The organism is Belnapia rosea (assembly GCF_900101615.1).
In the GTDB taxonomy this organism is placed as follows: Bacteria; Pseudomonadota; Alphaproteobacteria; order Acetobacterales; family Acetobacteraceae; genus Belnapia; species Belnapia rosea.
In genome coordinates, this window is the sequence record NZ_FMZX01000003.1 from 74,042 (window position 1) to 96,658 (window position 22,617).

A 22,617-nucleotide genomic window follows, 5' to 3' on the forward strand; every position below is an offset into this window, starting at 1 on the left:
CGCCCGAATGTCGCTTTGCCTCGTCCTGCATGACCTCGGTGGGGCGCCCGCCTCGGCCGAGAAGGTCTTCTTTGAAGCGATCTACGAGATTGCACCGGAGCATTGGCCGATCACGCCACGCGCGGTGCTGGTCGCGACCGGCGTCTCGCCCGCCTATCTTCGCGACCACCTGCTGCGGGCGCTGAAGAAGGAGGATGCGCCGGATGTGGTGCTGACCATCACCCGAGTCCCACCCGATACGGCGTGGCACAACATTTCAGCCGAGGGCGAGGCCTGGCTGCGGGAAATGCTGGAGGAGTAGCGGCGGCGCCGTGCCTCAGGCCCGCCCTCGCATGTACCGCCGCTCCGGCCGGTAGGTGAGCCAATGACGCAGGCGGGACAGAAACAACTGGAGCATGGGCCGGTAATCCAGCGGGATGGCGTTCAGCGAGGGGCGATGGGGAAACCGATCGTAACGGAACGGGTTCGTCGCTGAAGACAGTATCACTATATTGTGTTGCGGGTTCCTTTCCTGGGAAGCCGCCGTGACCTTTTGAGACGATCCTGAACAGAATCACCCAAGCGCGTCGGCTATCCGGGTTGCGAGCCGCCGGGCGACCTCCTCCTTCGCCATCTGCGGCCAGTCCTCCACCCCACCGGCGGTGATGAGGTGGACGCGGTTGGCATCCCCGCCCATGACATCGCCCGAGACGTCATTGGCCAGGATCCAGTCGCAGCCCTTCCGCGCCCGCTTGGCTATGGCGTGCTCGACCACCTTCTCGGTCTCGGCGGCGAAGCCGATGACGAGGCCGGGGCGCCTTTCATGGCGGGAGAGGGTCGCCAGGATATCGGGGTTCAGCGCCATGGAGAGGGTCGGGGCATCCGCCCCCGGCTCCTTCTTCAGCTTCTGCGTCGCTTCCCGCGCCACCCGCCAGTCGGCGACGGCGGCGGCCATGACGGCAATGTCGGCGGGCAGCGCGGCCTCGCAGGCTGCCAGCATCTCCCGCGCCGTCTCGACATGGATGGCGGTGACGCCGGGCGGGTCCGGCACCGTCACCGGCCCGGCGACGAGGGTGACGCGGGCGCCGAGCGTGGCAAGCGCCGCGGCGATGGCATGGCCCTGCTTGCCGCTGCTGCGGTTGGCGATGTAGCGCACCGGGTCGATGGGCTCATGCGTCGGGCCGGAGGTGACGAGGGCGTGGCGGCCCGCCAGCAGCCCGGCCGCCGGGGCCAGCAGCACCTCGATGGCGGCATGGATCTCGGCCGGCTCGGCGAGGCGGCCGGGGCCGCTCTCGGGCTCCGCCATGGCGCCGATGCCGGGACCCACGACGCGGACGCCGCGAGCGGTGAGGGCGGCGATGTTGGCGCGGGTCGCCGGATGGCCCCACATCGCCGTGTTCATCGCGGGCGCGACCAGCACCGGGGCACGGGTCGCCAGCAGGATGGTGCTCGCCAGGTCATCCGCCAGCCCATTCGCCATCTTCGCCAGCATATTGGCCGAGGCGGGCGCGACCACGACGAGGTCGGGCAGGCGGGCAAGGCGGATATGGCCGATCTCCGCCTCCGCCGCCCAGAGATCGTCATGCACGCGCTGCCCGCTGATGCCGGCCAGCGCCTCCCGCGTCACGAAACGGGCGCCGCCCGCGGTCAGCACGCCGGTGACGGCGGCGCCGGATCTGCGGAGCAGGCGCGTCAGCTCCAGCACCTTGTAGGCGCTGATGCTGCCCGAGACGATCAGCAGGATGCGGCGGTCAGCGAGCGTCACGGCTAAACCGGCCGCTCGCCCCGGACGGTGACGCGGTTGCCGTAGCGCCGGTGCGGCCAGTAGTCCCACATCGCCCGGTGCTGGGCGCAGCGGTTGTCCCAGAAGGCGACGGAGTTGGGCTGCCAGCGGAAGCGGCACTGGAAGAGCGGGTTCTCCATGTGCTCGTAGAGATAGCGCAGGATGCCCTCGCTCTCGTCGCGCGGGATGCCGAGGATGCGGGCGGTGAAGCCGCGATTCACGTAGAGCGCCTTCCGGCCCGTCACCGGATGGGTGCGGATGACCGGGTGCTCCGCCCGCGGGTAGTTCGCCTTGTCGGCCACGCCGTCCTTGGCGAACATGCCGCGATAGACCGGCTCCCCGTCATGCAGGGCGGTGAGGCCCTCGAGATAGGCCTTCATCCGGTCCGACAACGCCTCGTAGGCGGCGTACATGCTGGCGAAGAGCGTGTCGCCACCGTTCGGCGGGCATTCCTTGATGTAGAGGATGGAGCCCATCGGCGGCTCCTCGTCGCAGGAGACGTCGGAATGCCAGCCCTCGCCATTGGCGCGGACGGAATTGGCATCGGCCTTGATGATCATCAGCTCCGGATGGCCCGGCTCGTGCGGGGCTGCGGGATGGAGGTGGAGCGGGCCGAAGTGCCGGCCGAAATCGAGATGCTGCTCCTGCGTCATCTGCTGGTCGCGGAAGAAGATGACGAGGTTCTCGGCCAGTGCCCGGTGGATCTCCTCCATCTGCGGCCTGGCGATGGGGCGGCCGAGATCGACGCCGCTGATCTCGGCGCCGATCACGGGGGTCAGCTTGTCGAGGCGGATGGTCTCGTAAGGCGCGCCCGCATTGCTGAGCTGCTTGATGCGGGGACCGTCCAGGGCGTTCAGGGACATTGTTGCTTCCTTGGCGGGCCGTGTGACCGGGCAGGCTAGCTCCGGCCGACCACGGGCGCCAAGCCCCGGCGTCTATTCCGGCCGTCGGTCCTCCGGCAGGATCAGCCGGTGCAGCCGGCGGCTGTACTTGCCTTCGTCCCACTCGTGGCGCGGTGCAGGCTGCAGCGGTTGTCGCTCATCAGCACGTCGCCCGGCTGCCAGTGGTGCTCATGGGCGAAACATGGCCGGGTCATGTGGGCGAGCAACTCGGCGAAGAGGGCGGCGCCTTCCGCTTCCGGCAGGCCGATGATCTCGCTGCCCCATTCGCCGCCCATATAGAGGCCGCGCCGGCCGGATTCCGGATGGGTGCGGACAAGCGGGTGGATCACGCCGGGGAAGCGGGCAGCCTCCGCCTGGCACTGTTCGCCGCCGAGGAACATGGCGCCGACCGAGAGGTCGCAGACCATGGCCGGCACGACCATGATGATGGAGGGCGGGATGATCGGCCCAAGCGCGCCGGCGACCGCGACCACGGCGACCGAGTAGTCGATGTCGTAGCCGCGCCGCCGCATCTCCGGCGGCAGGATGGAGGAGACGGCGGCCGTATCCGCGCTGCCGCTGCCCGAGATGCCGGAGGGGAAGGTGGAGGTGACGGTTGCCACCATTCCAGGTGGTCCACCCAAGTCCGGTCTAGATCAAGGGCAGACGATTTGCTGCTTGCCTATTCCCGCGCCGCCGCGGCGCGAATTGCCGCCGCCAGGGCCTCCGGCTCGAAGGGCTTCTGCAGGAAGTGCTCGCGCCGCCGCAGCGTGTGCTGAACCTCGCTCATGCTCGCACCGCTGATCAGGATGACACCCACCTCTGGATGCCGGGCGCGGGCGACCTCGGCCAAGTCGAAGCCGCTCAGCCCACCTCCCAGCTTGATATCCGTCACCAGCACATCCGGTACCTGGCCGGCGCCGAGCAGGATCAGCGCATCCTCGGCATTGGCGAGCCCCTGGACGTCGATGCCTTCCTCAGCCAGCCGGTCCGACAGCACCATGCGCAGCAGCGCGTCATCCTCGATCAGTAGAACCCGCATGGCCTCCGTCCTGTCACTGGCTGGCATCCTCTCAACGGCTGAACATGGCTTAGGCAGGGGCGGACCATAACAAGGCGGTCCGTGGCGGCCCATTGACGCATCCGTGCTGCGGGTGCGGCGTTGCGGCCGGTGCCGAGGAGGGGGTGTATGATAGCGCATAAGGCTTGGCTTGGGGCGCCCCTCGCTGCGCTGGCTGGGGCGGCGGTGGTGCTGGCGGTTTTCGGCCTTGGCCCGCTCAACCCGCAGAACCAGGGCTGGCTGCTGGCCGGGCCGCTGGGGCCGGACCCCGTGCAGCTCTGGCTGGGTTGGAGTTATTTCCGCCATAACCCCTGGCTGCTGCCGCCGGGTGCCAACCCGGATTACGGGATGGAGCTTGGCACCGCGATTTATTTTGCCGATGCGATCCCCCTGCTCGCCCTGGTGTTCAAGGCGCTGCGCGGCCTGGTGGAGGTGCCGCAATATGTCGGGCCTTGGCTGCTGGCTTGCGGGCTGCTGCAGGGCTTCCTGGGCTGGCGGTTGGCAGGGCTTGCCACGCGCAACCCGCTGGCGCGGATCTGCGGCGCCGGGCTGCTCGCCCTGCAGCCCATGCTGATCAACCGGATGGCCGGGCATACGCCGCTCGCCGGGCAATGGACCTTGCTGGCGGCGCTGCTGCTGGCGCTCGGCCGGGGCCATGGGGCCGGGCAGGCGCTGCGCTGGGCCCTGCTGCTGGCAGTGACCGCACTGATCCATTCCTACCTGATCGCCATGGCCATGGCGCTCTGGGCGGCGGATTGGCTGCGTCGTGCCTGGCTGGAGCGGCGCCGCATCCTGCTGGCCGAGGCCTTCGGCGTGCCGCTGGCGGTGGTGGCGGCGCTCTGGACCGGCGGCTTCTTCCTGCTGCGCGGCGGCTACGATGCCGGGCCTGGGCATGATGCCGGCCGCTACGGGACCTGGAATTTCGACCTTCTCGCCTTCTTCGATGGCGGCCTCTGGTCCGGCCTGCTGCCGGACCTGCCCGATCCCGGCCATTGGGAGGCGGGCAGCAGCTATCTCGGCCTCGGCGGGCTGCTGCTGTTGGCGGCGGGCCTGGTGGCCCTGTGGCGCCGCCCGCGGCCCTTGCCGCGGCGGCTCTGGCCGCTGGCCGGGGCGCTGCTGGCGCTGCTCGCCTTCGCCATCACCCCGCATGTGACGGTCGGCGGGCGGGGCGGGGAGTTGTTCACCCTGCCCGATCGCGTCCTGGCGGTGGCGGGAATGCTGCGCAATGCCGAGCGCATGGTCTGGCCGCTGGCCTATGCGCTGATGCTCGGCGCCATCGCCCTGGCCGCCCGGGCCTGGGGCGGGCGCCGCACCGGCTGGCTGTTGCTCGGCCTGCTGGCGCTGCAATGGATCGACCTGCAGCCGGGGATCGAGCGGCGGCACTCCTTCGTCGCCGGGGCACCCGCCGGGGTGCCGCAACGCCTCTTCGACCCGTTCTGGCCCGAAGCGGCGCGGGTCTATGCGCAGGTCCGCGCCGTGCCGGCGGCCAATATGGGCGAGGGCTGGGAATCCATCGCCCGCTTTGCCGCCCAGGCGGGGATGCCGACGGATTCCGTCTACATGGCGCGGGTCGATGAGGGGCGGGCCGCGGCGCTACGGGCCAAGATGGCGGAGGTGCTGCGCTCGGGCGCCTATGAGCCGGGCACGCTCTACATCCTGCGCGATGCGGAGAGCCTGGCGCTGGCCCGGGCCTCGCACGATCCGGCGCGGGATGCGATCCTCGAGGCGGATGGCTACCGGGTGCTGGCACCCGGCTGGCAGGCGAGGCCGCTCGCGCAGCGCTGAACCGGCCATCCGCAGGAGGGATGGCATGGACGTCAAGGGGATTGCGGCGCTTGTCACCGGGGGCGGATCCGGCCTCGGTGCGGCGACGGCCGAGGCGCTGGCCGCTGCCGGGGCGCGGGTGGCGGTGATGGATCTGAAGCGCGAGGCGGCGGAAGCCGTCGCCGCCCGCATCGGCGGCGTGGCAGCCGCCGGCGACGTGGCGGATGAGGCAGCGGTGGAGGCCGCGCTCGATGCCGCCGCGGCGCTCGGCCCCCTGCGCCTCGCGGTCAGTTGCGCCGGCATCGCCCCCGCCGCCCGCGTCGCCGGACGGCAGGGGCCACACCCACTTGGCCTGTTCGAGCAGGTGGTGCGGGTGAACCTGACCGGCACCTTCAACCTGCTGCGCCTGGCCTCGGCGCGCATGGCGGCGCTGGAGCCGATGCCGGGCGGGGAGCGGGGCCTCATCGTCAACACCGCCTCGATCGCCGCCTATGAGGGGCAGATCGGGCAATGCGCCTATGCCGCCAGCAAGGCCGGCGTAGTGGGCCTCACCCTGCCGGCGGCACGGGAGCTGGCGCGCTTCGGCATCCGGGTGATGACCATCGCCCCCGGCCTGATCGAGACACCGATGCTGGCCGGCCTCGCCCCGGAGGCAAGGGAGGCACTGGGCCGGCTGCCGCTCTTTCCCAACCGGCTCGGCCAGCCGGCGGAGGTGGCGGCGCTGGTGCTGGCCATTGCCGCCAACCCGCTGCTGAATGGCGAGACGATTCGCCTCGATGGCGCGCTGCGGCTGACCCCCTCGTGATCCGCCTGGCGCTGGGCCTGCTGCTGCTGGCCCTGGCCCCCGCCTGGGCTGGCTTCCCCGAGCCGGGGCGGCCGGTGCAGGTCATCCTGCCCTATCCGCCAGGCGGCGGCAGCGACATCTCCGCCCGCGCCCTGGCGCCGGTGCTGGAGCGGGAGCTCGGCACCACGGTGGTGATCGTGAACCGGCCCGGTGCCAATTCGCAGATCGGCATGGCGCAGACGGCGCGGTCGCGGCCGGATGGCTATACCCTGGCCTATGGGCTCTGGCCCTCGACCATCACCCTCTACCTGGACGTCTCCCGCAATGCCGGCTTCACGCGGGAGAGCTTCGCCCCGCTGGCGATGCATGTGATCGACCCAGGCAGTATCATCGTCCGTGCCGACAGCCCGCTGCGCTCGCTCGCCGACCTCATCGCCGCGGCGCGGGCGCGGCCGGGGGCGCTCCGGGTGTCAGACCCCGGGATCCTGAGCTGGGAGCACCTGGCTTCCATCGCCCTGCAGCAGCAGCATGGGATCAGCGTGAACCAGATCCACTACCAGGGTTCGGCACCCGCGCTGGTGGCGCTGCTCTCGGGCGAGATCGAGGTGGCGCTGGTGGCCGGCGGCACGGCGATGGCGCAGACCCGTGCCGGGGCGGCCCGCACCCTGGCCCTGTTCGATACCGCTGAAAGTCCCTTCCTGCCTGGCGTGCCGACCGCGGCCTCGCTCGGGACGCCGGTCGTCACCGGCTCGGCCCGCGGCTTCGTCGCCCCGGCCGGGCTGCCGTCGGAGGTGGAGGCGGTGCTGGCCGGCGCGCTGGAACGCGCCATCACCAGCCCGGAGCATCGCCAGAGGATGCAGGAACTCGGCCTGCCCATCCGCTTCATGGGCCCGGCGGAATTCCGCGATTACTGGGCTGCGCAGGAGGCTGCCCTGGCCCCGCTGGTGCAGCGGGCGCTGGCGGTCGGAGCAGGGCGGTAGTTTTCAGGCCCTGGCGCTGTAGGCCGGGGCCGGGAGGTGCTGCAACAGCGGCATTTCCGACCCCTGCCGGCGCCAGGCCGGTGCCTCGGCATTGTCGTGCCACTGGGGCGTGCCGAAACTGTTGGCGGCACAGCCTGGCAGGGCAGCGGCGATCAGCAGGGCCAGAACACGATATCGCATCGCAGCATCCCTATCTGGGCAATGGACTGAGCCTGACATACCAGCCCATGCCTGTCCTCCCCGATTCGCGCCACCGGCCAATTTCCTCCGTGGATTGCACGGCTTGCGGAACTAGTTCCACGACGCAGCGTAATGGCGCCACTTGCCACAGGAGGATACCCGATGCGTCACGCCGCCCTGCTGATTCTCGTCACCCTGGGCCTTGCCGGTTGCGTCAGCTTCAGCAGCAGCAACCCGAACCCGCCGCCGCCGAATGCCGTGATCGTGCCGGCCCGCTGAGCCCGGCGCGCAACGCGGCGGCCCGGCGAGCCCGTGCCATCACCTGATGGGCGAAAAGCACCCCGCCTGCCGTGATGGGCAGGCCGGCTGCTGCCAGAGCCTCCGCGGTCCAGGTGTTGCAGGTGCGGGTGGCTGAGTAGTGGATAGGGGAGGCATGGAAGACGCTGCCGGGATAAGGACCTTCGGCCAATGGGCCGAGGCGGCCATCGGGCAGCAGCCGGCTGCGGTCCAGGCTGTCCGCCAGGAAGTGCTGCAGCCGGCAGAACTCCGCCAGGGACAGGCCGAGCGGCACCGACTGCTCCGCGCCGAAAGCCGCCTCGGGCGAGACGGCAAGGGCGGTCATCAGGATCGCCCCCGGCGCGGGCAGCAGCGCCGCCAGCATCCCGATTGGCGAATTGTCGGCGCCCAGCAACCAGGCCCGGTCGCCGAAGCCGAAGAGCAGAACGCGGACGCCCGGGTATCCCGCTGCCAGCCCGGCAAGCAGCGGATGCAGCGGCGGGCCATCCACCGGCAGCGCGATATCCGTATGCCAGCCGCGATCGATCACGGCGATCTCCGTGACGATGGGGTCCGTTGCCGGGGCCGGGGCCAGTGGCACCGCGCAGGCACCGAGGCCAAGAGCCAGCAGCAAGGTTCGCCGGTCCATGGCCCCTGACGCTGGCCGGCCAAGAGCCAAGCTGGCCTGGCTGCCCGACCCTGCCTGGTGCCTGCCGCTGCTGCTCGCCATCGCCCTCTTCACCGTGGCGGTCCTGCCGCTGTGGTCGGCGGATGGCATAGTTTACGGTACCGCGTGGTACTGTGCGGTCCTGATGCTGGCAAGCCTTGGGCTGGTCGGCATCGCCATCATGCTGGCCCGGCGCATGACCAGGCTTGGCGAGCAGATCGCCGCCAGCTCCGCCGCGCTGGCCATCAGCAAGGCGCAGTTGCAGCGGGCCCAGCGCATCGGCCGGGTGGGCGGCTTCGAGATCGATTTCCGGTCGGGGGAGAACCATCGCTCCGGCGCGTACATGTCGGTGCAGGGCCTGCCGGGCGAAGCGCGCATCGAGCAGCATGCCGACTGGGTCCGCCGGCTGCACCCGGAGGACCGCGAGCGCGCCGAGCGGTATTTCCTCGAAGCCGTGGCCGATGGCTCCGGCATCACCGATTACGCGCAGGAATACCGCATCATCGCGCCGAGTGGCGACGTGCGCTGGATCTCTGCCCGGGCCGAGATCGAGCGTGACACGACCGGCCGCGCCCTCCGCATGGTCGGGGCGCATGTCGATGTCACCGACATGAAGCAGGCCGAGGCCGCGCGCCGTGCCAGCGAGGAGCGGCTGCGCCTGGCGCAGGAGGCGGCCGGCCTCGGCGTCTGGGAACGGGACCTCCGCACCGGGGCGGCTGTCTGGTCGGCGGAGCAGTACCGGCTCACCGGCTTCGACCCGGCCTCCGGTCCGCCAAGCCGGGAGGCGTTGCAGGCCTGTATCCTGCCTGAAGCGCCATCGAGGGAGGCGCCGGCCGCCGAGCGCGCGGCTTATCAGGAGGATGGCAGCTTCCGCCGCCAGTTCCGCATCCGCCATGTCGGGGATGGGGGGATCCGCACCATCCTCGCCCTGGGGCGGGTCTTCCACAATGCAACGGGGCGGCCGATCCGGGTGATCGGCGTCAATCTCGACATCACCGACCGGGTGCGGGCGGAGGAGCGGCAACTCCTGCTGACCCGCGAACTCGATCATCGGGCGAAGAACGCGCTGGCCGTGGTGCAGGCCGCGTTGCGCCTGACTCCACGTGAGGACCCGGCTGCCTTCGCCCGCGCCGTGCAGGGCCGCGTCGCCGCCCTGACACGGGCGCATACCCTTCTGGCAAAGGGCGGCTGGAGCGGCGCCGGCCTCCGCACCCTGCTGCAAGGTGAGGTGGAGCCCTTCCTCGGCGCACCGGCCCAGATGGTGCTGGACGGCCCGCCCATCCGCCTGGCTGCGGTGGCGGCGCAGCCGATCGCCATGGCGGTCCATGAGTTGGCGACGAATGCCATGAAATACGGCGCGCTCTCGACCGATACGGGCCGCGTCGTCGTGCGCTGGCGCGAGGAGGCGGATAGCCTGGTGCTCGACTGGACCGAGGAGGGCGGGCCGCCAGTGATGGCAGCGCCGCAGCGCCGCGGCTTCGGCACTCGGGTGATCGAGGCAACGCTCGGCGCGCAACTCGGGCGGCATGGTGCGCTTCGACTGGCAGGCGGGTGGCCTCGTCTGTGCCATCCGGCTGCCACTCGGCCGTGTGGTGGCGCTGACGGGACCGATCGAGGAGCCGCCGGAGTTATCCCTCGAAGGGCTCGGCGGCTGAGCCTCCAGAGCGGCTTCCGTTCACACTGGCTCACGGACCCCGCTCTGGCTTGTTGTTTCAGCGAGCAAATACCTCCGATCAGATGACTCCATCTGATCGGAGTTTGCTCTAGCGGTTGGCGCCGCTCACCCGCCAGATGCGGTTGCCCACGTCATCGGCCACCAGCAGCGCGCCCGCATGGTCGAAGGCGACGCCGACCGGGCGGCCCAGCGCATGGCCATCCCCATCGAGGAAGCCGGTCAGGACATCCACCGGCGCGCCGTTCGGCTTGCCATCGGCGAAGGGGACGAAGATCACCTTGTAGCCGCTTGGCGGCCTGCGGTTCCAGGATCCGTGCTGGCCGATGAAGGCACCGCCCTGGAAGGGGGCCGGCAGCCGGCTGCCCTGGTCGAAGGTGAGGCCGAGCGAGGCGGTGTGCGGACCGAGCGCGTAGTCCGGCGCGATGGCGCGGGCGACGAGGTCCGGCCGCTGCGGCTGCACCCGCTCATCCACATGCTGGCCGTAATAGCTGTAGGGCCAGCCGTAGAAGGCGCCGTCCTTCACCGAGGTCATGTAGTCCGGCACCAGGTCGCTGCCGATCTCGTCCCGTTCGTTCACCGCCGCCCAGAGCAGGCCGGTGCGTGGCTCCCAGGCCATGCCGACCGGGTTGCGCAGGCCGGAGGCGAAGACGCGGCGCTGGCCGGTGCTGGCATCGATTTCGAGGATGGCGGCACGGTCCGTCTCCGCCTCGATGCCGTTCTCGGCGACATTGCTGTTCGAGCCGATGCTGGCATAGAGCTTCGTGCCATCGGCACTGGCGACGATGTTCTTGGTCCAGTGATGGTTGATCGGACCGCCAGGCAGCGGCGCCAGGGTCTCGCCCGGCGTGGTGATACGCGTCTCGCCGCTGCGGTAGGGGAAGCGCACCACGGCATCGGCATTGGCGACGAAGAGGCTCTCCCCGACCAGTGCCATGCCGAAGGGCGAGTTCAGCCCCTCCAGAAAGACCGAACGGGTCTCGGCGACGCCGTCGCCATCGGCATCGCGCAGCAGGGTGATGCGGTTGGCGCTCGGCACCCCGGCACCGGCGCGTTTCATGACGAGGCCCATGACCCAGCCACGGATGCCCTTGCCATCCTCGGGCTTGGGCGGCGCATTGGTCTCGGCGACCAGCACGTCGCCATTGGGCAGCACATGGAGCCAACGCGGATGGTCGAGGCCAGCGGCGAAGGCCTGGACGCGGAGGCCCTCGGCCGGACTGGGGGCAGCGCCCTCCGGCCAGCCGCGGGCCGGGGCGATGTTGACCGTCGGGATCCAGCTCGAACGCGGCGCCGGCAGTTGCGGGTTGGGGCCGGTGCCGGCGCCGACCGGCAGGCTCGCCTCCTCCTTGCAGCCAACAAGGGAGAGCAGCAGCAGGGCGAGAAGGGGTGCGCGCATGGGATCGAAACGTGGCCCTGAGCGCACCGGTTCCCGTGACCATGCGAAGGCGATACGGCCCGCGTGCCACCGCGTGTGGAATCCCCTTGGATGGTGGCCGTGGCTTATTTCGTCGTGCTGCCCGGTCCGACCCATGCGCGGGACGTGCCCGGCTTCATGCGGGTTCCCGTCGCTGGCCCAGCACTCGACGCGCGCCGATTGCCTCCCCGCCAATACCGGTGTGGATGTGCTGCCGGCGGCGCGATGATGCCGGTGCATGCCGAGATCATGATGCCTTTGGCCCAGGGCGTGTGGAACGACATCAATCTCGGCAATGCAGGGGGCAATTGGCTGCTCGGCGCCGCCGGCGCCGATCTGTTCCAACTCGCTCCCTGCTGCGGCTCGCCGGCTTTGGCGAGTTGCAGGCGGCGAGGAATGACGAGCCGGGCGGCCTCGGCATCGTCACGGCCAGCCTCGCCGCAGCCGACGTGCTGCCGGCTCAGGCTGTTTTCTGCGCCAGATGCGGGAACATCGCGAGCTTCGCCGCCTCGTCCATCTCGGCCTTGAAGGCATGCCGGTCCTTCAGGGCCAGGGCACGGGCGGCAGCGGGGCGGGCGTTGATCTCGTCGAGATGGCGCTTCACATGCGGCAGGCCGTTGAGGGCGTTATCGCCCAGCACGAAGGGCACGAGGCGCGACCAGCCCCAGACCGCCATGTCGACCAGAGTGTAATCCTCGCCCAGCATGAAGCGCCGCGTGGCGAGCCGCGCATCGAGGATGCCCCAATGGCGCCGCGCCTCGAAGACATAGCGGTTGACCGCATACTCCTTCGGCTCCGGCGCGACGCGGGTAAAGTGCACCGCCTGGCCGGAATAGGGGCCGATGCCGCTGGCAACGAACATCAGCCAGGAGAGCATCTGGCCGCGTGCGTTGGCCGGTGGCAGGAATTGCCCGGTTTTCTCGGCGAGGTACAGCAGGATGGCATTGCTGTCGAACACCACCTGGTCGCCATCGACGATGGCCGGAACCTTGGCATTCGGGTTGATCCGGAGAAATTCCGGCGCGTGCTGCTCGCCCTTCCTTGTATCGACCGGCACTGCCTCGTAGGGCAGGCCCAGCTCCTCAAGGCAAAGGGCGACCTTGGTCGGGTTCGGGGCGAGATTGTAGTAGAAGCGGAGCATGGCTTTATCCTCCCTGTTTCCGGAAGGATAAGGCGCGCCCTGCCGCGCCGGGGCAAGGGGTGGCTGCGGGCCAGGCCCGCAGCCTTCGCCCGAATCAGGCCTTGGCGGCCTTGCGCTTCGCCTTCTTCATGCCGGCGAGCGCAGCGTCCTTCAGGGACGGGCTCGCCTTGAAACGCACCGTGGCGCCGGCCTTCACCGCGACCTTCTCGCCCGTACGGGGGTTCAACGCGGTGCGCTTGGCGGTTTCCCGCACGATGAAGGCCCCGAAATCCGGGATGGTGAAGCGGCCGGTCTCGACGATCTCACCCTTGATGGCAGCGATGATGTCGCTCGCCAGCGCATTGGCGGCAATGGTCGGCATCTCGGTCGACTTGACGATGACGTCGGTCAGAAACTTCTTCGACACGCACAGCACTCCTTTCGATTCGCGCCGAAATAGCGCGATCCGCGCGGTTTGTCAGTCCTAACCTGCTGGCATCGGCGCTTGCGGCAAACGGCCGGCTCTGGAAGATTTCGCCCCGTATCGAGGGGAATGCCATGAAGCTCGCCTATTCGGCCGCCAGCCCTTACGTCCGCAAGGTCACCGCCTGCGCCATCGCCCGCGGCCTGGATGGCCAGATCGAGCGCTGGACGGTGCCAACCAGCGACCCCGCCCTGGTGCCGGTGAACCCGCTCTCCAAGGTGCCCTCCTTCGTCACCGATGACGGCATGTCTCTCTACGACAGCCCGGTGATCTGCGAGTATCTCGACAGCATCGGCGATGCGCCGAAGCTGTTCCCGAACCCCGGCCCGGCCCGCTGGACGGCACTGCGCCAGCAGGCGCTGGGCGATGGCATCATGGATGCCAGCCAGCCGCGCCGGCGCGAGGTGGCGCTGCCGCAGGACCAGGGCCGGCAGGATTATATTGCGCTGCAGCAAAGCAAGGTGGCCCGCGCCCTCGACGTGCTGGAGGCGGAGGCTGCGAGCCTCGGCATGCTCACGACGATCGGCGAGATCACCATCGGCTGCGCCCTTGGCTATCTCGATTTCCGATTCCCGCACGAGCCCTGGCGCCCCGGCCATCCGAAGCTGGAGGCCTGGTACGCCAAGGTCGTCGCCCTGCCGCCCCTGGCGCAGACCATGCCGGTCGGCTGACGGCATCGCCCATGGCCCGTTGGCTGGTGAAGAGTGAGCCCGATGCCTTTTCCTGGGACCAGCAGGTGGAAAACGGCATCGAGCCCTGGACCGGCGTGCGCAATGCGCTCGCCGCCAAGAACCTGCGGGCCATGCGCCTCGGCGACCGAGCCTTCTTCTATCACTCCAATATCGGCAAGGAGATCGTCGGCGTGGTCGAGGTGGTGCGGGAGGCCTATCCCGACCCCACCGACGAGACCGGCCGCTGGGCCTGCGTGGACATGAAGGCGGTCGGGCCGGTGCCAAAGCCGGTCAGCCTTGCCACCATCAAGACCATGCCGGAACTGGCGGAGCTGGCGCTGATTCGACAGTCGCGCCTTTCCGTGATGCCCATCGAGCCGGCGCATTGGGCCATCCTCTGCCGCATGGGCGGTTGGACGGAGGGGGGAGGCGATGCGGCTTGAAGGTTCCTGCCAATGTGGCGCGGTGCGGTTCGAGGTGGAGAGCCCGCACCCCTACCCCTATCAGCGCTGCTACTGCTCCATCTGCCGCAAGACCCAGGGCGGCGGTGGCTATGCGATCAATCTCGGGGCGGAGAACGCCTCACTCCGGGTCACCGGGCGGCGGAACATCACCGTCTATCATGCCCGGATGAAGGAGCCGGAGGATGCCCGCGCCCATCGCAGCCCGGCGGAGCGGCATTTCTGCGCGGTCTGCGGCAGCGCGCTCTGGCTCTATGACGCGCGCTGGCCGGAGTTGATCCACCCATTCGCCTCGGCCATCGACACGGCGCTGCCCGAGGCGCCGGAGAGCACCCATATCATGCTCGAATTCAAGGCGCCCTGGGTGGCGGTGGAGGCTGGCCCGCGCGACCGCCAGCACCAGCGGTATCCGGAGGAGAGCATCGCCGAATGGCATGACCGCCTGGGTCTCGGCCCTTGATCGGCGCGGATGAGCGGGTGCTCTGCCGGGCCGAGGAGGTGGAGGAGGGTGCGGCCCGCGGCTTCCCGGCGCCGCCCGGCCGGTTCACCGGCCTCTTCGCCGTGCGGAAGGGCGGGGAGGTCCGGGTCTATGTGAATTCCTGCCCGCATATCGGCCTGCCGCTGGAGCCCCTGCCGCATCGTTTCCTCGATACCCGCAAGGCGCATATCGTCTGCGCCGCCCATGGCGCCCGCTTCCGCATCGAGGATGGCGTCTGCATCAGCGGCCCCTGCATCGGCCAGGCGCTGGAGGCGGTGCCCTGCCGGATGGAGGACGGGCTACTGGTGGTGCCGGCCGATGCCGGCGAGTAGCGGGGGCTGGAGGGCCGCCTGCCGCATCCCATCTGCCCCGATTGACGGGGCGCAAGGCGGCATGGCCAAACTCCCGCCATAAGCTGCTGGCCGAGGGGAGACTCCAACATGTCCGACGACCAACTGATCGCGGTGAAGCCGGCAATCGCCGCCACCGCCCATGTAACCGTCGAGCAGCACGCCGCCATGACCCAAGCGGCGGCGGCCGATCCGGAGGCCTTCTGGGGCAAGGAGGCCGGGCGCGTTGCCTGGATCAAGCCGCCGACGCGCATCAAGAACACCAGCTTCACCGGCGATGTCTCGATCCGCTGGTTCGAGGATGGCGAGCTGAATGCCTCCGTCTCCTGCCTCGACCGGCATCTGGCGACGCGGGGCGACCAGGTGGCGATCATCTGGGAAGGCGACAACCCGGCGAGCGATGCCAAGGTCACCTACAAGGACCTGCACGCCCGGGTCTGCCGCCTGGCCAATGCGCTGCGCGAACTCGGCGTGAAGAAGGGCGACCGGGTCTGCATCTACCTGCCGATGATCGTCGAGGCGGCGGTCGCCATGCTGGCCTGCGCCCGGGTCGGCGCCATCCATTCCATCGTCTTCGGCGGCTTCTCGCCGGACAGCCTCGCCTCCCGCATCCAGGACAGTGAGTGCTCCGTCCTCATCACCGCCGATGAGGGCCGGCGCGGCGGCCGCACGGTGGCGCTGAAGACCAATGCCGACGAGGCGCTGCGCACCTGCCCCAGCATCCGCGCCGTCGTCGTCGTGAAGAATACCGGCGCAGCGGTACCCATGCAGGCCGGTCGCGACCATTGGTATGACGAGATCACCACCGGCCAGCCGGCGCAATGCGCGCCTGAGCCGATGAATGCCGAGGATCCGCTGTTCATCCTGTATACCAGCGGCAGCACCGGCAAGCCGAAGGGCGTGCTGCACACCACCGGGGGCTACCTGGTCTGGGCCAGCTACACGCATGAGCTGGTCTTCGACTACAAGCCGGGCGAGATCTACTGGTGCACCGCCGATATCGGCTGGGTGACCGGCCACACCTACATCGTCTACGGCCCGCTGGCGAATGGCGCGACCACGCTGATGTTCGAGGGCGTGCCCAACTACCCCTCCGTCTCCCGCTTCTGGGAAGTGGTGGACAAGCACCAGGTCAACATCTTCTACACCGCGCCGACCGCCATCCGCGCCCTGATGCGCGACGGCGAGGGGCCGGTGACGAAGACCAGCCGCAAGTCGCTGCGCATCCTCGGCAGCGTGGGCGAGCCGATCAACCCGGAAGCCTGGCTCTGGTACTACCGCGTGGTGGGTGAGGAGCGCTGCCCGATCGTCGATACCTGGTGGCAGACCGAGACGGGCGGCATCCTCATCTCCCCGCTCCCGGGCGCCGTGGCGCAGAAGCCGGGTTCCGCGACGCTGCCGCTGCCCGGCGTGATGCCGGCGCTGGTGGATGCCGAGGGCAACCGGCTGGAGGGCGCGACGGAGGGCAACCTCGTCATCCTCGACAGCTGGCCTGGCCAGGCGCGCACGGTCTATGGCGACCATGAGCGTTTCATCCAGACCTATTTCTCCACCTTCCCCGGCACCTATTTCACCGGCGACGGCGCCCGGCGGGATGCGGATGGCTATTGGTGGATCACCGGCCGGGTGGACGACGTCATCAACGTCTCCGGCCACCGCATGGGCACGGCCGAGATCGAGAGCGCGCTCGTCGCCCATCCCAAGGTCGCCGAGGCCGCGGTGGTCGGCATGCCGCATGACCTGAAGGGCCAGGGTATCTACTGCTACGTGACGCTGAAGACCGGCGAGGAGCCGACGGAGGCCCTGCGCAAGGAGCTGGTGGCCTGGGTGCGGAAGGAGATCGGGCCCATCGCCGCGCCGGATGCCATCCAATGGGCGCCGGGCCTGCCGAAGACGCGCTCCGGCAAGATCATGCGGCGCATCCTCCGCAAGATCGCGGCGAACGAGACGGAAGCGCTGGGTGACACCTCGACGCTGGCCGACCCGGGCGTGGTGCAGGAGCTGGTGGCGAACCGCGTCGGCTAGTCGCTGGAACAGAGAGCGAATGCGAGGTCCAGGCCGGGAAAATTAGATGCCTTGAATTCAAGATCATGACCCGAGTCGTGCGAACGAATCGCTGACCTGCGACTCGGGCCGGCCGGAAACCCTTCCATCGCAAGGATTTGTGGGCAGCCAGTGCGGCCGCCCACAACTCCGTTCCTGCTCCGGTCCTGCTGCGACCGGAGCAGGGGTGGCAATCAGAAGTCGCTGACGCGCCCCTTCCGCTCCCAGTCGCCGTAACGGGTCGGCTCTGGCCCGGCAGGGCCGCCGACCTCCTTCATCCGCAGCGGCTGGTCGGGCGGTGGGTCACCGGCAGGCGGCATGGTCGGGTCGCCCGGAATGGGCATGTCCGGCCCTGTCGGGTCGGTGACAGGCGGGGGCGGGATCTCGGGGCCGGGCGGTGGCGTCGGAATCGGCGGCACCGGGGCCGGCGGGTCGCTCGGAGGCAGCGGGGTGGGGTCGGACATGACGGCTCCTTCTTGTCGAATGGCAGGGCTGGGCCTCATCTGGGGAGGCGCCGCTGCCTCGCCAACGCGTGGCGACGCACGAGGTGCACGAAGCAAGGGAACGGCATCTGATGGGCGGATATCTGCGCACCGCAATCCTGCTGGCCGGGCTGACGGCCCTGTTCCTCGCCATCGGCTATCTGCTGGGCGGGCGGCAGGGCATGGTCATCGCCTTCCTGATCGCCTGCGCCACCAATCTCTGGTCCTGGTGGAACAGCGACCGTGTCGTACTCTCCATGCACAATGCCGAGCCCATCGCCCCGGAGAGCGCCCCGCGTCTCTACCGGATGGTGGAAGGGCTGGCGCAGCGGGCGGGGCTGCCCATGCCGGCCCTCTACGTGATCCATGAGGACCAGCCGAACGCCTTCGCCACCGGTCGCAACCCCGAAAATGCTGCGGTCGCGGTGAATACCGGGCTGCTCGACCTGATGTCGGAGCAGGAGGTCGCCGGAGTGGTGGCGCATGAGCTGGCGCATATCAGGCACCGTGACACCTTGCTGATGACGCTGACGGCAACGCTCGCCGGCGCCATCGGCATGCTGGCGCAATTCGGGTTCCTCTTCGGCGGCCGGACGGAGGATGGCAGGCGCAACCCCTTCGGTCCGATCGGCGCGCTGCTGCTGGTGATCGTCGGCCCGATCGCCGCGATGCTGGTGCAGATGGCGATCAGCCGCAGCCGGGAATACGAGGCCGACAAGCTGGGCGCCGAGATCTGCGGCGACCCGCGCTGGCTTGCTTCCGGCCTGCAGAAGCTCGAACACTACAAGCAGGGGCTGGTGAACCATACCGCGGAGGCGCATCCGGCCAGCGCGCATCTGTTCATCATCAATCCGCTGTCCGGCCTCCGGATGGACAGCCTCTTCACCACCCATCCACCAACCGAGGAGCGTATCCGCCGCCTGTTGGCGATGGCGCCGTCGGTGCCAACCCGCGGCGGCTGGGGCGGCACGCCGGTGGCGCCGCCCGCCAGCCCCTGGGGTTCGACGGGCCGCCGCAACCCTTGGGGATGACCGGCGCTTGAGGCAGGATCCCGCCCCACGCCGGCTCAGTGTTCAAGCAAGCCTGTACCTCCGGCCTGGTTAAGGTCACCGAGCCGGAGTTCTCGAGGAGTCCTGCATGGTCCGTACCGCCCTCATCGCCGCGTTGATGCTCGCCCCCGCCCTGCCCGCCATGGCGCAGGATGCCGCGGCCGGCCAGCGCGTCTTCAACCAATGCCGCGCCTGCCACACGATCGAGGCCGGCGGCCGCAACGGCGTCGGCCCCAACCTCCACGGCGTGGTCGGCCGCAAGGCCGGCAGCATCGAGGGCTTCCGCTATTCCGCCAGCATGCGCGAGAAGGCTGGGGGCGGCCTGACCTGGGACGAGGATACCTTGCGCGCCTATCTCGCCAACCCGAAGGCGGTGGTGCCGGCCGGCTCCATGTCCTATCCCGGCCTGCGCAACGAGCAGCAGCTGAACGACCTGATCGCCTATCTCAAATCCAACAGCTGATCATTCAGCCGAGGAAGGCCGGCCGCGCCGCAAGATCGATATCGATGCCGGCGGTGCGGAGCGAGGCCACCAGCTCGGCCTCCGGCATCCGTGCATGCCGGACCAGCAGGCCGAGATAGAGGCCGACAAAGGCCGGGCCATGCCCGGCGCTCTCGCCCTCCGCCGTGCTGGTCATGGCATGCGCCAGCTCATGCAGCAGGACCCAGCTGGGCAATTCGGGCGGTGCCTCGATGGCGAGCCGCGTCGCCCGCGCCACCGTGCGCCGGGCCTGGCGCGGCAGGGGCCTGACGCGGGGCGGGAAGCGCAGCCCCTCGGCCGCCCAGACATGATCGACCAGCGCCTGCAGCTGTGCGAAGGGGACGAGCGAGGTGTCGCGCGGCGCCACCACCCGGTCCTCCCAGGCATAGAGGCGGCGGGCCGCGGCATCCTCGCGGCTCACCGCAGCCGCCTGGCTCCGGGATCGGCGCCAACGGGCCGGTTGAGCCCGACGCGCCCGCCCGCCGCCGCACCATGGCCCCAGGCGCTGCGGTCCCGCACTGTCGCGCTGCTGGTCACCGTCCGCAGCCGGATGCCGAGGGTGCGGAAGCCCTCATCCACCTTCCGCTCCTTGGCCAGCACCAGCGCGGTGCCGGTGGAGGTCGTGGCGTGTCGTGCCTCGGCCGCCGCCTGGCGCTCACCGGCCATGGCATCGAGGCGCTTGGCCACCCGGTCGGCGAAGCCGTAGCGGAAGCTCCGCAGGACGGCCTGGCCGGGCAGCGGGTTGCTGCGGTAGGCCGGGCTGCGGCGGTAGCGCGCCTCCTCCCAGGCCAGGGCGCCCTCGATCACCCGCAGCAGGTATTCCGCCATCTGCACATCCGGCTCTAGGCCATAGAGCACGAAATCCTCGCGCCCATCGGTCCAGCCGCGGCATTCGCAGAGCCGCAGCACGGAGGGGAAGAGCCAGCGCAGCGCGAGGCGTGCCGTCCCCCGCACGGTGAGGCGCGCCTGGATGCAGGCCTCCTCGCGCAGCTCCACCTCGCCCATGGAGAGGCCATAGACTTCCAGCAGCTCGCCCACCTTGGCTGCTGCCGCCATGGCCTCCGCCTCGGAGCAGCCGCGCTCGACGGTCTTGGCGGCGAGCGCCCGGATGCGAGCCTTTACCTTGGCGAGTTCGGTCTGCTGGTCCATCCCGGCGAGATGAGGGGGCGCCCGCCCGGTGGTCAAGGCCCGGCCCACAGGGCTAGGCTGGCCGGCACAGGAGGACCCGATGCCGAGCTATATCTTCGACCATGTGCATCTGCGCAGCCCGAACCCCGAGGCGACCGCCGCCTGGTTCGAGGAGATGCTGGGCGCCGAGATCATCCGCAGCACGCAGCAGGGGAAGCCGCGCATCGACATGAAGGTGGGCGGACAGGATGTCTTCATCATCCAGGCCGATGGCGCCGCCGCGGCGCCGCCCTCCGCCCCCTATCAGGGCATCGACCATTTCGGGCTAAGCGTGCAGGGGCTCGACGAGGCGGTGGCCGGGCTGAAGGCCAAGGGCGTGCAGTTCACCATGGAGCCGACCTCGCCCCGTCCCGGCATCCGCATCTGCTTCATCCGCGGGCCGGAAAACATCTCGATCGAGCTGCTGGAGCGGACGCCGGCCTGACCAGAATTGAGCCAGAATTGAAATGGTCATGTGCCGCGAGGGGCCGTGCGTTGTCTTGCGGCGTCGACATGGTTAGCCTTCGCGGAAAGGGCGCATGACGCGCCTTTCTGGAGGAATTCATGACGTTCAGCCTTCGGCGGCACATGGCGATTGCCGGCGCGCTTGCCCTCTCCCTGACGGCTCCGGCATTGGCCCAGCAGGCTGCGGCCCCGGCGGCCACGCCCGGATGGGCGCAGGGACGCCCGGCCGACCAGGCGAGCAGCCCGCTGGCCCCGCATGCGCCACGGCTGACGGCGACGCCGGCCGATCGCATCCCGTTGGATTCCATCCGGCTGCCCGAGGGTTTCAAGGCCGAGCTCTGGGCCTCCGGCATGCCGGGTGCGCGCATGATGGCCCGAGGCGAGGACGGCACCGTCTATGTCGGCACGCGCACGATAGGGCGCGTCTATGCCGTGAAGGACCAGGGCGGCACGCGCAGCACGCGGGTCCTGGCGCAGCGGCTCGACCAGCCGAACGGCGTGGCGGTGCGCGACGGTGCCCTCTATGTCATCGCGATCAACCGGGTGCTGCGCTTCGACAACATCGCGCAGAACCCGAATGCCGAGCCGGTCGAGCTGACCGAGGCCTTCGCCCTGCCCACCGAGGCGCATCACGGGTGGAAATTCGCCGCCTTCGGGCCGGATGGCAAGCTCTACATGAATGTCGGCGTGCCTTGTAACGTCTGCAATTTCGACGAGAACCGGCACGCCCTGATCCTGCGCTACAACCCGGACGGTTCCGGGCGCGAGGTGATGGGTCACGGCATCCGCAATTCGGTCGGCTTCGACTGGCGGCCGGGGACGAATGTTCTCTACGCCAGCAACAACGGGCGGGACTGGGCGGGCAATGACGCGCCCGAGGATACGCTGCACCGGCTGTCGCGCCCGGGCGAGCATCATGGCTTCCCCTACTGCTCCGGCAATGCCTGGCAGGATCCCGGGCATACCGGGCGCCAGTGCTCGGAATTCCCGGCGCCGGTGGCCATGCTCGGGCCGCACGCGGCGGCGTTGGGCATGCGCTTCTACACCGGGACGATGTTCCCCGAGGCCTATCGCGGACGCGCCTTCATCGCCCGGCATGGTTCCTGGAACCGCGACGCGAAGATCGGCTTCGACGTCGTGACCGTCACGCTGAACGAGGACGGCTCGCAAGGGCGGATGGAGCCCTTCCTGACCGGGCTGCTGGAGACCGGCGACAACAGCTTCAAGGGGCGGCCGACCGATGTGCTCGTGATGCCCGACGGGTCGCTGCTCGTCTCCGACGAGCAGAATGGCGCGATCTACCGCATTACCTATCAGCGGTGACGGGCTTGCGGGTTCTGATGCTGGGGCTGGCGCTGATGGCGCCGGCCCTTCCCGCCGCCGCGCAGGATGCCGCAGCAGGGCGAGGCGCGGCCTTGGTGGCGGAGCGCAACTGCGGCGCCTGCCATGGCGAGCGGGGCGTCTCGGCCATGCCCTCGATCCCGTCACTGGCCGGGCAGCAGCGGGAATTCATCGCCCTGCAACTCGTCCTGTTCCGCGAGGGCCTGCGGGACGTGCCGGCCATGCAGGCGCCCGCTGACGGGTTGACGGATCAGGATGTGGAAGATCTCGGCGCCTATTTCGCCGCCCTGCCCCACGCGCCGCCACCGGACCGCGCGCCGCAGGACGCCGCGGCCTATGCCGGCGGGGAGGCGCTGGCGAATCAGCTGCGCTGCGGCGTGTGCCACCTGCCGAGCCTCGCGGGGCAGAACCAGGTGCCGCATATCGCGGGGCAGCGGGAGGAATATCTGGCGGAAGAGCTGAAGGCCTATCGCGACAGCAGGCGGCACGGCACCGACACGCAGATGAATGGCGTGGTCCAGGGGCTGAGCGACGCGCAGATCGAGCAGATCGCGCATTACGTGTCGCAGCGGTAGGAAAGGC

General features: G+C 69.7%; 27 protein-coding genes. 15 read left to right on the forward strand and 12 right to left on the reverse strand.

Translation table 11 applies throughout. The annotated features are described in order from the left end of the window. Positions 1-7: 7 nt before the first annotated feature. Positions 8-301, forward strand: coding sequence for a hypothetical protein (locus BLR02_RS09215; RefSeq protein WP_090662561.1), 294 nt, complete (start codon positions 8-10; stop codon positions 299-301). A gap of 252 nt (positions 302-553) precedes the next feature. Here BLR02_RS09215 and coaBC read toward each other — a convergent pair whose 3' ends face one another. From coaBC to BLR02_RS29380, 4 genes are all read right to left on the reverse strand, one after another. Then, complete coding sequence (coaBC, locus tag BLR02_RS09220; RefSeq protein WP_090662564.1) at positions 554-1,744, reverse strand: bifunctional phosphopantothenoylcysteine decarboxylase/phosphopantothenate--cysteine ligase CoaBC; 1,191 nt, start codon at positions 1,742-1,744, stop codon at positions 554-556. A gap of 2 nt (positions 1,745-1,746) precedes the next feature. Beyond that, positions 1,747-2,625 carry a TauD/TfdA dioxygenase family protein gene (locus BLR02_RS09225; protein WP_090564417.1) on the reverse strand — a complete coding sequence of 293 codons (879 nt, stop codon included), beginning with the start codon at positions 2,623-2,625 and terminating at the stop codon, positions 1,747-1,749. Between the two features lie 101 nt (positions 2,626-2,726). Further along, on the reverse strand, positions 2,727-3,269 hold the full coding sequence (locus BLR02_RS09230) for a TauD/TfdA dioxygenase family protein (RefSeq protein WP_090662567.1): 543 nt from the start codon (positions 3,267-3,269) through the stop codon (positions 2,727-2,729). A gap of 56 nt (positions 3,270-3,325) precedes the next feature. Beyond that, positions 3,326-3,685, reverse strand: a complete 360-nt coding sequence (locus BLR02_RS29380) for a response regulator (RefSeq protein WP_176849458.1) — start codon at positions 3,683-3,685, stop codon at positions 3,326-3,328. A gap of 147 nt (positions 3,686-3,832) precedes the next feature. Here BLR02_RS29380 and BLR02_RS29385 point away from each other — a divergent pair, with 147 nt between their 5' ends. From BLR02_RS29385 to BLR02_RS09245, 3 genes are read left to right on the forward strand one after another with little or no spacing between them, the layout of a single operon-like run. Then, positions 3,833-5,488 (forward strand): DUF6311 domain-containing protein, encoded by a 1,656-nt coding sequence (locus BLR02_RS29385; protein ID WP_176849459.1) that lies wholly within the window; start codon positions 3,833-3,835, stop codon positions 5,486-5,488. A 25-nt stretch (positions 5,489-5,513) separates the two neighbouring features. Continuing rightward, the gene (locus tag BLR02_RS09240) at positions 5,514-6,272 is read left to right on the forward strand and encodes an SDR family NAD(P)-dependent oxidoreductase (RefSeq protein ID WP_090564409.1); all 759 of its coding nucleotides are present in this window, start codon (positions 5,514-5,516) and stop codon (positions 6,270-6,272) included. Then, the gene (locus tag BLR02_RS09245; protein ID WP_090662569.1) at positions 6,269-7,231 is read left to right on the forward strand and encodes a tripartite tricarboxylate transporter substrate binding protein; all 963 of its coding nucleotides are present in this window, start codon (positions 6,269-6,271) and stop codon (positions 7,229-7,231) included. The genes BLR02_RS09240 and BLR02_RS09245 overlap by 4 nt, the downstream gene beginning before the upstream one ends. Positions 7,232-7,234: 3 nt before the next feature. Here the strand turns inward: BLR02_RS09245 and BLR02_RS29390 are convergent, their stop codons facing one another. Together BLR02_RS29390 and BLR02_RS09250 are read right to left on the reverse strand one after the other, a co-directional pair. Then, complete coding sequence (locus BLR02_RS29390) at positions 7,235-7,411, reverse strand: hypothetical protein (RefSeq protein WP_176849460.1); 177 nt, start codon at positions 7,409-7,411, stop codon at positions 7,235-7,237. A 220-nt stretch (positions 7,412-7,631) separates the two neighbouring features. Beyond that, a complete protein-coding gene (locus tag BLR02_RS09250) occupies positions 7,632-8,336 on the reverse strand; it encodes a DUF2459 domain-containing protein (protein ID WP_176849461.1) in 705 nt (234 codons plus the stop codon). On the opposite strand from BLR02_RS09250, the gene BLR02_RS09255 reads away from it, so the two are divergent. Continuing rightward, the gene (locus BLR02_RS09255; RefSeq protein WP_176849462.1) at positions 8,335-10,095 is read left to right on the forward strand and encodes a sensor histidine kinase; all 1,761 of its coding nucleotides are present in this window, start codon (positions 8,335-8,337) and stop codon (positions 10,093-10,095) included. The two genes, BLR02_RS09250 and BLR02_RS09255, sit on opposite strands and share 2 nt — an antisense overlap. A 22-nt stretch (positions 10,096-10,117) precedes the next feature. Here the strand turns inward: BLR02_RS09255 and BLR02_RS09260 are convergent, their stop codons facing one another. From BLR02_RS09260 to BLR02_RS09270, 3 genes are all read right to left on the reverse strand, one after another. Then, positions 10,118-11,425 carry a PQQ-dependent sugar dehydrogenase gene (locus BLR02_RS09260; RefSeq protein WP_090662573.1) on the reverse strand — a complete coding sequence of 436 codons (1,308 nt, stop codon included), beginning with the start codon at positions 11,423-11,425 and terminating at the stop codon, positions 10,118-10,120. A 478-nt stretch (positions 11,426-11,903) separates the two neighbouring features. Beyond that, on the reverse strand, positions 11,904-12,584 hold the full coding sequence (locus BLR02_RS09265; protein ID WP_090564400.1) for a glutathione S-transferase family protein: 681 nt from the start codon (positions 12,582-12,584) through the stop codon (positions 11,904-11,906). Between the two features lie 94 nt (positions 12,585-12,678). Then, positions 12,679-12,990, reverse strand: coding sequence for an HU family DNA-binding protein (locus BLR02_RS09270; RefSeq protein WP_043336775.1), 312 nt, complete (start codon positions 12,988-12,990; stop codon positions 12,679-12,681). Positions 12,991-13,121: 131 nt separating this feature from the next. On the opposite strand from BLR02_RS09270, the gene BLR02_RS09275 reads away from it, so the two are divergent. The 5 genes from BLR02_RS09275 (at position 13,122) to acs (ending at position 17,032) form a co-directional block, all read left to right on the forward strand. Further along, on the forward strand, positions 13,122-13,718 hold the full coding sequence (locus tag BLR02_RS09275; RefSeq protein ID WP_090564398.1) for a glutathione S-transferase N-terminal domain-containing protein: 597 nt from the start codon (positions 13,122-13,124) through the stop codon (positions 13,716-13,718). A gap of 11 nt (positions 13,719-13,729) precedes the next feature. Then, complete coding sequence (locus BLR02_RS09280; protein WP_090564397.1) at positions 13,730-14,161, forward strand: EVE domain-containing protein; 432 nt, start codon at positions 13,730-13,732, stop codon at positions 14,159-14,161. Continuing rightward, a complete protein-coding gene (locus tag BLR02_RS09285) occupies positions 14,151-14,639 on the forward strand; it encodes a GFA family protein (protein WP_090564395.1) in 489 nt (162 codons plus the stop codon). Before BLR02_RS09280 ends, BLR02_RS09285 begins: the two co-directional genes overlap by 11 nt. After that, positions 14,636-14,989 (forward strand): Rieske (2Fe-2S) protein, encoded by a 354-nt coding sequence (locus BLR02_RS09290; RefSeq protein WP_342670569.1) that lies wholly within the window; start codon positions 14,636-14,638, stop codon positions 14,987-14,989. Before BLR02_RS09285 ends, BLR02_RS09290 begins: the two co-directional genes overlap by 4 nt. Before the next feature lie 108 nt (positions 14,990-15,097). After that, entirely contained in the window at positions 15,098-17,032 is a 1,935-nt protein-coding gene (gene acs / locus BLR02_RS09295; RefSeq protein ID WP_090662575.1) for an acetate--CoA ligase, read from the forward strand. Between the two features lie 212 nt (positions 17,033-17,244). Here the strand turns inward: acs and BLR02_RS30375 are convergent, their stop codons facing one another. Beyond that, positions 17,245-17,514: a succinate dehydrogenase assembly factor 4 gene (locus tag BLR02_RS30375; protein WP_245704708.1), complete on the reverse strand. Its 270-nt coding sequence runs from the start codon at positions 17,512-17,514 to the stop codon at positions 17,245-17,247. Positions 17,515-17,624: 110 nt separating this feature from the next. Between BLR02_RS30375 and htpX the strand changes: the two genes are divergently transcribed. Beyond that, positions 17,625-18,563, forward strand: coding sequence for a zinc metalloprotease HtpX (htpX, locus tag BLR02_RS09305; RefSeq protein WP_090564391.1), 939 nt, complete (start codon positions 17,625-17,627; stop codon positions 18,561-18,563). A 106-nt stretch (positions 18,564-18,669) separates the two neighbouring features. Then, the gene (locus BLR02_RS09310) at positions 18,670-19,044 is read left to right on the forward strand and encodes a c-type cytochrome (RefSeq protein WP_090564389.1); all 375 of its coding nucleotides are present in this window, start codon (positions 18,670-18,672) and stop codon (positions 19,042-19,044) included. Between the two features lie 4 nt (positions 19,045-19,048). Here BLR02_RS09310 and BLR02_RS09315 read toward each other — a convergent pair whose 3' ends face one another. Next, the gene (locus tag BLR02_RS09315) at positions 19,049-19,483 is read right to left on the reverse strand and encodes a hypothetical protein (protein WP_090564387.1); all 435 of its coding nucleotides are present in this window, start codon (positions 19,481-19,483) and stop codon (positions 19,049-19,051) included. Beyond that, positions 19,480-20,211: a DUF7168 domain-containing protein gene (locus BLR02_RS09320; protein WP_090564385.1), complete on the reverse strand. Its 732-nt coding sequence runs from the start codon at positions 20,209-20,211 to the stop codon at positions 19,480-19,482. Before BLR02_RS09320 ends, BLR02_RS09315 begins: the two co-directional genes overlap by 4 nt. Positions 20,212-20,290: 79 nt before the next feature. Here BLR02_RS09320 and BLR02_RS09325 point away from each other — a divergent pair, with 79 nt between their 5' ends. The 3 genes from BLR02_RS09325 (at position 20,291) to BLR02_RS09335 (ending at position 22,610) form a co-directional block, all read left to right on the forward strand. After that, positions 20,291-20,674 (forward strand): VOC family protein, encoded by a 384-nt coding sequence (locus BLR02_RS09325; protein WP_090662577.1) that lies wholly within the window; start codon positions 20,291-20,293, stop codon positions 20,672-20,674. Positions 20,675-20,793: 119 nt separating this feature from the next. Next, a complete protein-coding gene (locus tag BLR02_RS09330) occupies positions 20,794-22,017 on the forward strand; it encodes a PQQ-dependent sugar dehydrogenase (RefSeq protein WP_245704709.1) in 1,224 nt (407 codons plus the stop codon). Then, entirely contained in the window at positions 22,014-22,610 is a 597-nt protein-coding gene (locus BLR02_RS09335) for a c-type cytochrome (protein WP_090662581.1), read from the forward strand. The genes BLR02_RS09330 and BLR02_RS09335 overlap by 4 nt, the downstream gene beginning before the upstream one ends. The last annotated feature ends 7 nt before the right edge of the window (positions 22,611-22,617 follow it).

Coding starts and splice junctions, on each gene's coding strand:
- BLR02_RS09325 (WP_090662577.1), top strand. CDS start 20,291: ATGCCGAGCTATATCTTCGACCATGTGCATCTGCGCAGCCCGAACCCC.
- htpX (WP_090564391.1), top strand. CDS start 17,625: ATGGGCGGATATCTGCGCACCGCAATCCTGCTGGCCGGGCTGACGGCC.
- BLR02_RS09250 (WP_176849461.1), bottom strand. CDS start 8,336: ATGGACCGGCGAACCTTGCTGCTGGCTCTTGGCCTCGGTGCCTGCGCG.
- BLR02_RS29380 (WP_176849458.1), bottom strand. CDS start 3,685: ATGCGGGTTCTACTGATCGAGGATGACGCGCTGCTGCGCATGGTGCTG.
- BLR02_RS09215 (WP_090662561.1), top strand. CDS start 8: ATGTCGCTTTGCCTCGTCCTGCATGACCTCGGTGGGGCGCCCGCCTCG.
- BLR02_RS29390 (WP_176849460.1), bottom strand. CDS start 7,411: ATGCGATATCGTGTTCTGGCCCTGCTGATCGCCGCTGCCCTGCCAGGC.
- BLR02_RS09310 (WP_090564389.1), top strand. CDS start 18,670: ATGGTCCGTACCGCCCTCATCGCCGCGTTGATGCTCGCCCCCGCCCTG.
- BLR02_RS09255 (WP_176849462.1), top strand. CDS start 8,335: ATGGCCCCTGACGCTGGCCGGCCAAGAGCCAAGCTGGCCTGGCTGCCC.
- BLR02_RS09320 (WP_090564385.1), bottom strand. CDS start 20,211: ATGGACCAGCAGACCGAACTCGCCAAGGTAAAGGCTCGCATCCGGGCG.
- BLR02_RS29385 (WP_176849459.1), top strand. CDS start 3,833: ATGATAGCGCATAAGGCTTGGCTTGGGGCGCCCCTCGCTGCGCTGGCT.
- BLR02_RS09225 (WP_090564417.1), bottom strand. CDS start 2,625: ATGTCCCTGAACGCCCTGGACGGTCCCCGCATCAAGCAGCTCAGCAAT.
- BLR02_RS09230 (WP_090662567.1), bottom strand. CDS start 3,269: ATGGTGGCAACCGTCACCTCCACCTTCCCCTCCGGCATCTCGGGCAGC.
- BLR02_RS09260 (WP_090662573.1), bottom strand. CDS start 11,425: ATGCGCGCACCCCTTCTCGCCCTGCTGCTGCTCTCCCTTGTTGGCTGC.
- acs (WP_090662575.1), top strand. CDS start 15,098: ATGTCCGACGACCAACTGATCGCGGTGAAGCCGGCAATCGCCGCCACC.
- BLR02_RS09285 (WP_090564395.1), top strand. CDS start 14,151: ATGCGGCTTGAAGGTTCCTGCCAATGTGGCGCGGTGCGGTTCGAGGTG.
- BLR02_RS30375 (WP_245704708.1), bottom strand. CDS start 17,514: ATGTCCGACCCCACCCCGCTGCCTCCGAGCGACCCGCCGGCCCCGGTG.
- BLR02_RS09280 (WP_090564397.1), top strand. CDS start 13,730: ATGGCCCGTTGGCTGGTGAAGAGTGAGCCCGATGCCTTTTCCTGGGAC.
- BLR02_RS09330 (WP_245704709.1), top strand. CDS start 20,794: ATGACGTTCAGCCTTCGGCGGCACATGGCGATTGCCGGCGCGCTTGCC.
- BLR02_RS09275 (WP_090564398.1), top strand. CDS start 13,122: ATGAAGCTCGCCTATTCGGCCGCCAGCCCTTACGTCCGCAAGGTCACC.
- BLR02_RS09265 (WP_090564400.1), bottom strand. CDS start 12,584: ATGCTCCGCTTCTACTACAATCTCGCCCCGAACCCGACCAAGGTCGCC.
- BLR02_RS09240 (WP_090564409.1), top strand. CDS start 5,514: ATGGACGTCAAGGGGATTGCGGCGCTTGTCACCGGGGGCGGATCCGGC.